The sequence below is a fragment of the Lunatimonas lonarensis genome, assembly GCF_000390185.1.
GTDB classification, from domain to species: Bacteria; Bacteroidota; Bacteroidia; order Cytophagales; family Cyclobacteriaceae; genus Lunatimonas; species Lunatimonas lonarensis.
The window spans coordinates 207,167-215,433 of sequence record NZ_AQHR01000041.1 but is presented as its reverse complement, the minus strand read 5'-3'; the positions used below and the strand labels follow the sequence as shown (position 1 = coordinate 215,433).

Here is an 8,267-nt window from a genome sequence, read left to right as displayed (position 1 = left end):
AGAGGACAGATAGGGAACTAATCCCTATCTTCCTACTCGATTTTACATTCGTTGTTGAAATAAAGGTGAATATTGTAACAGGAGATGGGGTCAGTGAGATTATTAAAAATGCTGAAGATGCAAGCAACGCTAGGCCGTATCGGTCGAATTACTTGGATGGTGGTACTGCTGGCAGGTTTGCTGGTTTTTCCTGGCTTTGGGCAGGACGACGATATTTTCGGGATCGAGCGCAAGCTAAAAAGTAGAACCCGAAAGAGCGAAAGCGAGCTGGGAAATGTCTTCCGCAACATGATTGGCAGTATAGCTTTTGAATTAGGAACCGGCTCGGGTTTTCACGCCAATACCCTGAATTTTGGCAGCCTGGAGCCCAAGGAGTATCCGATTACCTCTGTCATTACAGAATCCGTCACGGATATTGGGTCGGAAGATACCCTGATGTTTCGGGGCGGAAATTTCACATTTCCTTTTCATGTCGGCGTCCGTCTAAACCTGTTTGACCTCCTCGAAGTGGGGGGCGGATACGGTCGGGAATGGGGATCCATGAATGCACTCAGGGTGCAGGATTACCGTTTCAACTTCGATAGCGATCGTTTCATGTTTGATAGGTTGTATGGCACAGTGGGGTTGGTTTTGTACGACGCGGGCAAAAGACGTTCATTTCTAAACTACCGCTACCGGAAGTATTCAGGCGCAAACCACTATATGCAATCCGAGCGTCGTCTTCGTATGCAACAGGATTATCCCTGGCGTTTTTTACTGGATGGCGAATTTGGCAGGCTTTTTTTGCGGCAATCCTTCGACCATCGATTGGAATCGTCTCTGCCTTATTATGCTGCAGGACTTCGCATTGAAAGGGAGTTTTCGGAGTACACGAAAATGTTTGTTCGTCCGGGTATTATGGTACGGGAGTTTGGGTATAACCCCGGATTGGAAAGTTTGGAGATGCAGGCATTGCGTCAACAGGTATTCACCGTTCAAGCAGGTGTGGCTGTTCGGCTACCTGCCACCAAGCGGTGCAAAGTTTCCGGATGTGGGGTTGTAATGAAACATATGCATAATGGCGTGGAGTACCGCGGAAGTTCGATTTGGCATATGCAAAACCGAAAAGTGGGACAGTGGTAATAATTCTAGGGTAATTTAAGTAGACCTTTCTTAAAAACTAACTAATTTAACTCCATGAATATAAATTAAATACCATGGTTTTTGCCTTTAAGTAAAATTATATTTTTTCAAAAACCATCATTTATGTGTATATTGCCATTTATTATTGAGATTAATTTTGATTATGGCTCAAGGAGAAAACGAGAACATTATTCCAATCAATATTGAAGAGGAAATGCGCGGTGCTTACATCGATTATTCGATGTCGGTGATTGTTTCCCGTGCGCTGCCGGACGTCAGGGATGGCCTAAAACCTGTTCACAGGAGGATTCTTTTTGGCATGCAGGAATTGGGGGTCACCCATAACAAACCCTATAAGAAGTCGGCGAGGATTGTAGGTGAGGTATTGGGTAAATATCACCCCCATGGAGACTCCGCCGTATATGAAACGCTAGTTCGGATGGCGCAACCTTGGTCGCTTAGGTATCCGTTGGTTGATCCTCAAGGAAACTTTGGATCTATCGATGGTGACAATGCCGCCGCCATGAGGTATACCGAAGCCCGCCTACGTAGGATTGCCGAGGAGTTACTGATCGATATAAACAAAGAAACGGTTGATTTCCAGCTGAACTTTGACGACAGCCTAAAAGAACCGGTAGTGTTGCCGGCAAAAATTCCCGCCCTTTTGTTGAATGGCGCCTCCGGCATTGCGGTAGGCATGGCTACCAACATGGCTCCCCACAACCTTTCGGAAGTAATAGATGGTATTGTTGCCTACATCGACAATCGGGATATTACCGTTTCCGAGCTAATGCAGCACATTACTGCCCCCGACTTTCCTACCGGTGGTATCATATATGGATACAATGGGGTAAAGGCTGCCTTTGAAACCGGAAGGGGACGTATCATTGTGCGCGGAAAAGCCTCTGTGGAACTAAAGGACAATGGAAAGGAAATGATTGTCATTTCCGAAATTCCCTATATGGTGAACAAAGCCGGGATGGTGGAAAAAACTGCCCAGTTGATCAATGAAAAGAAGCTGGACGGGATTTCGGCCATTCGGGATGAATCGGATCGGCAGGGAATGCGCATTGTTTACGAGCTCAAAAAGGACGCCGTACCCAACGTGGTATTGAACAACCTTTACAAGCATACGCAATTGCAGACTTCTTTTAGTGTCAACAATGTGGCACTGGTAAAGGGTAGGCCTTATACGCTCAATCTGAAGGATTTGATCGTTCATTACGTAAGCCATCGGCACGAAGTGGTGGTGCGGCGTACGGAGTATGAACTCAAAGAGGCAGAGAAACGTGCCCATATTCTGGAAGGCTACCTGATCGCGCTGGATCATTTGGACGAGGTGATTACGCTGATTCGGAATTCGAGGGATCCCGAGACCGCAAGAAATGGGCTGATGGAACGGTTTGCACTGTCGGAGATCCAAGCCCGGGCGATTTTGGATATGAGACTTCAGCGGCTTACCGGCATGGAGCGCGAAAAAATCCAGAAGGAATACGACGACTTGATCAAACTCATCGAAGAGCTTAAGGATATTCTGGCAAACCAGGATCGTAGAATGGAAATCATCAAGTCCGAGCTGGCGGAAATGAAGGAACGTTACGGGGACGAACGCCGGACTGCGATAGAACACAATGCCGAGGATTTCAACTACGAGGACATGATTCCCAACGAGGAGGTTGTGATCACGGTAAGTCACCAAGGCTATATCAAACGGACTGTCCTAACCGAATACAAAACTCAAAGCAGGGGTGGGGTAGGATCAAAAGGGGTTACTACCAAGGAGGATGACTTCACGGAATACCTGTTCACCGCGATGACCCACAATTACCTTCTTATATTCACCGATCAGGGCAAGCTCTTTTGGTTAAAGACCTATGCCATCCCTGAAGGTGGCAAAACATCCAAGGGAAGGCCTATTCAGAACCTGATGAATATCGAATCTGGTGATAAAATCCGTTCAATTATTCAGGTTTCCGACCTAAATGATGCAGATTATATCAACAATAACTATATTGTGATGATAACCAAAAATGGTATCATCAAAAAGACCACCCTGGAACAGTATTCCAGGCCTCGAACCAACGGAATCATTGCGTTGAATATTCGGGACGAGGATCAGTTGGTAAACGTAGAACTCACGAATGGAGACTCCCATATTGTAATAGCGGCAAGTTCCGGCCGTGCTGTCCACTTCCATGAATCGACGGTTAGACCTATGGGAAGGACGGCAACAGGCGTGAAAGCTATCAACTTAGAGGAGGGGAATTACCACGTTATTGGCATGGTTTGTGTATCCAGAGAGGATGCCACATTATTGGTGGTTTCCGAAAAAGGATACGGCAAGCGTTCTTACCTGTCGGAGTACCGGGTTACAAACCGAGGCGGCAAAGGGGTGAAAGCAATGAATGTGACCGAAAAAACCGGTGGACTGGTAGCCATCAAGGAAGTCGTTGACTCCGATGACCTTATGATCATTAACAAGTCGGGCATTGCCATACGTACACCGGTATCAGGAGTAAGGGTAATGGGACGGGCTACCCAAGGCGTGAAGCTTATTCGATTGAATGAGAACGACGAAATTTCCTCTATCGAGAAAATAGAAAACATTATGGAGGAGGGATTGGACGAAAACAACCTAGCGGATCAAAGACCAGACAATCTGCCAGATAATGATAACCCGGACTCCGAAGAAGCTTTAAATTAGAAATTTACTTAATAGTTAGTTAACCTTAAGAACCAATCGAATTAGATTAAAAACTGCAAACATGAAAAAGTTAATTTTATCATTAGCTTTGGTTGGAATAGCCACTACGCTAGCATTTGGCCAAAAGAAAGTAGTCAAATCCGCTGAACGCAATATGAAGCGGGGAAATTTGGAGCAAGCCTATGAGGAGATTCAGGCAGCGCTTGATGATCCGGAAACGGGGGATCTGTCCACGACATACCTCTTGAAAGGCAAGATCGAGACCCTGATGTTCGAAGCTGACTCTTCAAACACGATGCAGACGTTGGATTACGGTATTTCTGCCAAAGAAAGCTTTACTACCGTTTTTGACAAGGAGGGAAGGGATTCTACCACCAAAGTTGGGAAGGATCTCTTTAAGGAAGTGTTGCCGGATATGCCTGAGAATTTTCAGGGACAAGGCGTGTACCGTCTAAAAAGTGCTTCCTTCAATAAGGCAATAGAACGGTATGAAGACGAGGACATGGAGATGGCGTTTGAGTTTTTTGCGCTCGCAGCGGAACTGGATCCAAAAGATACATCGATCGTTTTCAACGCAGGATACGTAGGCAACATGGTAGGAGAGTCTCAGAGGTCGAAAAAATTCTTCACATCGCTGCTTGACATCAAGGAGTATAATAAGCTAAATGCGTACTACTTCTTGATCCAAATCGCTTCTGCCGAGGATAACGATCCGCAGGAGGCATATAGGCTAGTCTCTGAGGCGAGGAAAATCTACGAAGACGACAAGGGTCTGGCAGAATTTGAAATCCAGTTGTTGCTTCAGTTGGACAAGATGGATGAAGCCATGGCCTCCATTGAGTCGGCACTCGTAAATGACCCGGAAAATACGGCCATCCTGTTGAGATATGGATACTTGAAAGAGAAGTCAGGAGACATTGATGGAGCCTTGACAGAGTACAAGAAGACGGTTGCGGTAGACCCAGACTTCTTCGAAGGTAATTACTATGCGGGTGCTTTGTATTTGGAGAAAGCGCGAAATATCATCTCTGCGATCAATGACCTTTCGGATGAAGAGTGGGACAAACAATCTCCCATAATGGTGAAGGAGGCTGATGATCTGTATGCGGATGCACTTCCCTATTTTACCCGGGCGTCTAACTTGCGGCCAGACAATACCGATATCATGGAGATTCTTTACCAAATCCACTCTAGGTTGAAAAACGAGGCAAAAGTGGAAGAATACAACAAAAAGCTCAGCGAACTAATTGGTGCTGATTGGATGGAAAGGTAATAGATCGGCTTGATTCATCTATAAAACCCCTCTGGAATTACTTTCGGAGGGGTTTTTCGTTAAATTGGTTTTACATCCTTATTTTTCCAGGGCCACGATCGTCATGACCGAACGATTGGGAACCGCTAGTTCACTATTATTTTTATCCGCGGCAAAGGGTTTAAGATTAGATTGTTTGTCCGTGAGGTAGCAGGTAAGCTGGAAATTTTCTAGGTCAATAGATGAAAAATCGACCGGGATAGTAGTTTCCGCAGGATTGACGATTACGAAGACCATTTCCTTGGCCTCAGTGCTCCTAAACCCTGACACCATCAAGGTTTGATCGCCATGTTTATGCTGTGTTTCCACATCAAAACGTTGGAAGCCAGGCTTGATAAACCTACTATAGTTCCCCAGTACCCAGAGCATTTTGCTCTCGTAGATTTCACCGTCGTGTTCATTTTTGTCTACGTATATCAGACCATCCTTGTAGTCGTATGGGGAAACAGCCAGCCACCAGTGCCATGCCGAAGCGTTTGCAAGGGTTAAATCCTGGTGGATGACCCTTGCCATATACAAGGCGGCATCCATCCCTAGGTCGCGCTTGTTGCCCCTGATTTCTCCAGCGTTGTCACCGAGAATACAATATTCCGACATCCAGAAGGAAAGACCCGAAGCAGCTGAAATTGCGGATCGCAACTGCAACCTTTTGGCTCGGGAGTCCTCGGCTGGTGAGGTGGTGAAATAGCTATGCCCAGAGATTGACTTGCTTACCCGGGGAAGGTTGCCAAGGTAGAACTCACTTTCCGGTTGGAAAAAGGCGTTGATCTGATCGGATCTTCCCGGTCGATTATAGGTTTCGTACAGGTATTGGATTTGCCCTGCTTCTGCCAGATCAATCTGGGCAGTAAGGTTTTCCGTTTCCAGGGCGCTGTTTAGGGCGTGTGTTATGGAGGCGATTTCTTCATTCCAAAAAGGGGTTCCTTCCTGCCCTCCATCTTCCCAATCCCACTGAGGCTCATTTACCGGGCTAATGTATTGAACCGATAATCCCATGCCCTCCATACCAGCGATGGCTTTTGCCATATACGTCCCAAACTCGGCATGCTTAGATGGGGGCAGATTCGATTCGTTTCCCGAATCGGTATATGCCTTTCCATTTCTGGTTAGCCAAACAGGAGGGCTGTTTAAAAACACCAGTAGGTTTTCGACACCTCTATCTTTTGCTGCACGGGCAAACCATAATTGGCCTTGTTGACGGTCCGGGTCGAAGTCTCCGCGTTCATCCATTACCGATGGGGCCCTTCGCCAGGGATCCCGTATACCACTTGCCACACCTTGGGATGCACTACCCGCACCCAAGTTAAACCGCCACAACGAGAGCCCAATGCCTGTAGGGGAGCCGTCTGCTTCGAATGACCTGCTGAACAATAAATCGGCAATCCGATCCCTTTTCCCATCGGGCCAGTTCCCTACAAATTGACAGGACCAAGCATCCGAGGCACCAAAATGAGCGATGGTCTGATGGGTTTCCGATAGGTTGACCTGAATGACAACTGATTCCGACATGGGGTCATACGGATCTTTGCCCACCTGAAAGGAACAAGCGATAAAGGCCAACGAAAACAAGTAATAGGCTATCCTCATAACAGAAATATAGGGTAAATTGCATAAATGCTTAGCGCATCGAGTCTGGAAATGCATGCAAATCAATGCCCCACAACCTGGGAAGAAGGGTAAGGATTACGATGAATATCAACAAAACGGAGATAAGATTCATCCAGAATCCGGCACGCATCATGGCCGGGATGGTCAGAAACCCCGACCCAAACACAACCGCATTGGGCGGCGTAGCTACGGGGAGCATAAAGGCACAGCTTGCCGCCATTGTAGCTGCAACCATCAATCCGAAGGGATGAACGTTCATGGCCAAGGCTACCGCCGCCAAGATAGGTAGCAGCATGGATGCAGTGGCCACATTTGAGGTGATTTCAGTAAGAAAGTTTACCGACAGAATTATCAACAAAAGAAACAGCCAGAAACTGACGTTTTGCAGCAGCACAAACTGATTGCCTATCCATTGCGCTAGGCCCGTTTGCTGGAATCCGATTGCCAACGCCAAACCACCACCAAATAGGATCAAGATGCCCCAAGGAATGCTTTCAGCCGTTTTCCAATCCAGCAGACGAGGTCCTGAACCCTTCTTGGCAGGAATAACAAACAGCAATAAGACTCCCAACAGGGCTATGATCGTGTCGTCCAATACAGGAACAAGCTCCTTGAACAAAAAAGAGCGGGAGATCCACGATCCCGATACACCCAGAAAGATATAGAGCACCCGCCTCTCTTCTACCGTAATTTTGCCAAGTGTCTTTAGCTGCTGAACAATTTCCTCCTTTCCTCCCGTTACTTTTGCCGCTGGCCGGAGATCAAATGCAACGTAAACTAAGAAATACCAGCATACTCCCAGCAGCAGCAAGGAGAGGGGAAGACCAATCATCATCCAATCGCTAAAGCCAATCTCTATGCCATAGGTTTTTTTAATTACCCCTACCAGAATGATATTGGTGGGGGTGCCTATGATGGTGGCCATTCCTCCTATACTGGCAGAATAGGCTATACCCAGCATCAGGGATCGGCCCACCGTGTTTTCTGCATAGTACTTATCCGGCAGCTGGGTGGCCATCTGGGAAATTACAGCGACTGCGATGGGGAGCATCATGAGAGAAGTGGCGGTGTTTGATATCCACATGGACAGGAAGGCGGTAGCCAGCATAAATCCAAAAATGATCCGCCTCATATCCGTTCCCATAAATGCTATGATATTCAGGGCGATCCGCTTGTGCAGGTTCCATCTTTCGATGGTCACCGCGATCATAAAGCCCCCCATGTACAGCAATACCATGGGATCCGAATAGGCAATAGAGGTCTCCTTGATTCCCAGAATTCCTGTCAAAGGAAACAACACAAGGGGCAACATGGCAGTGGCCGCAATGGGTATTGCCTCCGAAATCCACCAAACTGCAATCCAAGCCGTTATGGCCAACAGGGAGACACCCTCTGAGGACAAACCGGCAGGTTGTACAAGGTAAGTAATCGCCAGGAATAATAGCGGACCCAAAACGAGTCCCAGTTGGGAAATTTTCATAGGAATTAAAAAATAAGGATAGGCACTTTTCGTGAAAATTC

Annotated in this window: 5 protein-coding genes; 3 read left to right on the top strand and 2 right to left on the bottom strand. The window is 47.0% G+C overall.

What is annotated here, in order from left to right; translation table 11 throughout:
• Positions 1 to 117: 117 nt before the first annotated feature.
• The 3 genes from ADIS_RS06515 to ADIS_RS06505 all read left to right on the top strand — a co-directional run bounded on the left by ADIS_RS06515 (position 118) and on the right by ADIS_RS06505 (position 5,099).
• Complete coding sequence (locus tag ADIS_RS06515; protein WP_238325395.1) at positions 118 to 1,122, top strand: hypothetical protein; 1,005 nt, start codon at positions 118 to 120, stop codon at positions 1,120 to 1,122.
• Between the two features lie 163 nt (positions 1,123 to 1,285).
• Positions 1,286 to 3,826 (top strand): DNA gyrase subunit A, encoded by a 2,541-nt coding sequence (gene gyrA / locus ADIS_RS06510; RefSeq protein ID WP_010853590.1) that lies wholly within the window; start codon positions 1,286 to 1,288, stop codon positions 3,824 to 3,826.
• A 61-nt stretch (positions 3,827 to 3,887) separates the two neighbouring features.
• A complete protein-coding gene (locus ADIS_RS06505) occupies positions 3,888 to 5,099 on the top strand; it encodes a tetratricopeptide repeat protein (protein ID WP_010853589.1) in 1,212 nt (403 codons plus the stop codon).
• 78 nt (positions 5,100 to 5,177) lie between these two features.
• Here the strand turns inward: ADIS_RS06505 and ADIS_RS06500 are convergent, their stop codons facing one another.
• A complete protein-coding gene (locus ADIS_RS06500) occupies positions 5,178 to 6,725 on the bottom strand; it encodes a glycoside hydrolase (RefSeq protein WP_010853588.1) in 1,548 nt (515 codons plus the stop codon).
• Between the two features lie 31 nt (positions 6,726 to 6,756).
• The gene (locus ADIS_RS06495; RefSeq protein ID WP_010853587.1) at positions 6,757 to 8,226 is read right to left on the bottom strand and encodes an SLC13 family permease; all 1,470 of its coding nucleotides are present in this window, start codon (positions 8,224 to 8,226) and stop codon (positions 6,757 to 6,759) included.
• Positions 8,227 to 8,267: the final 41 nt, after the last annotated feature.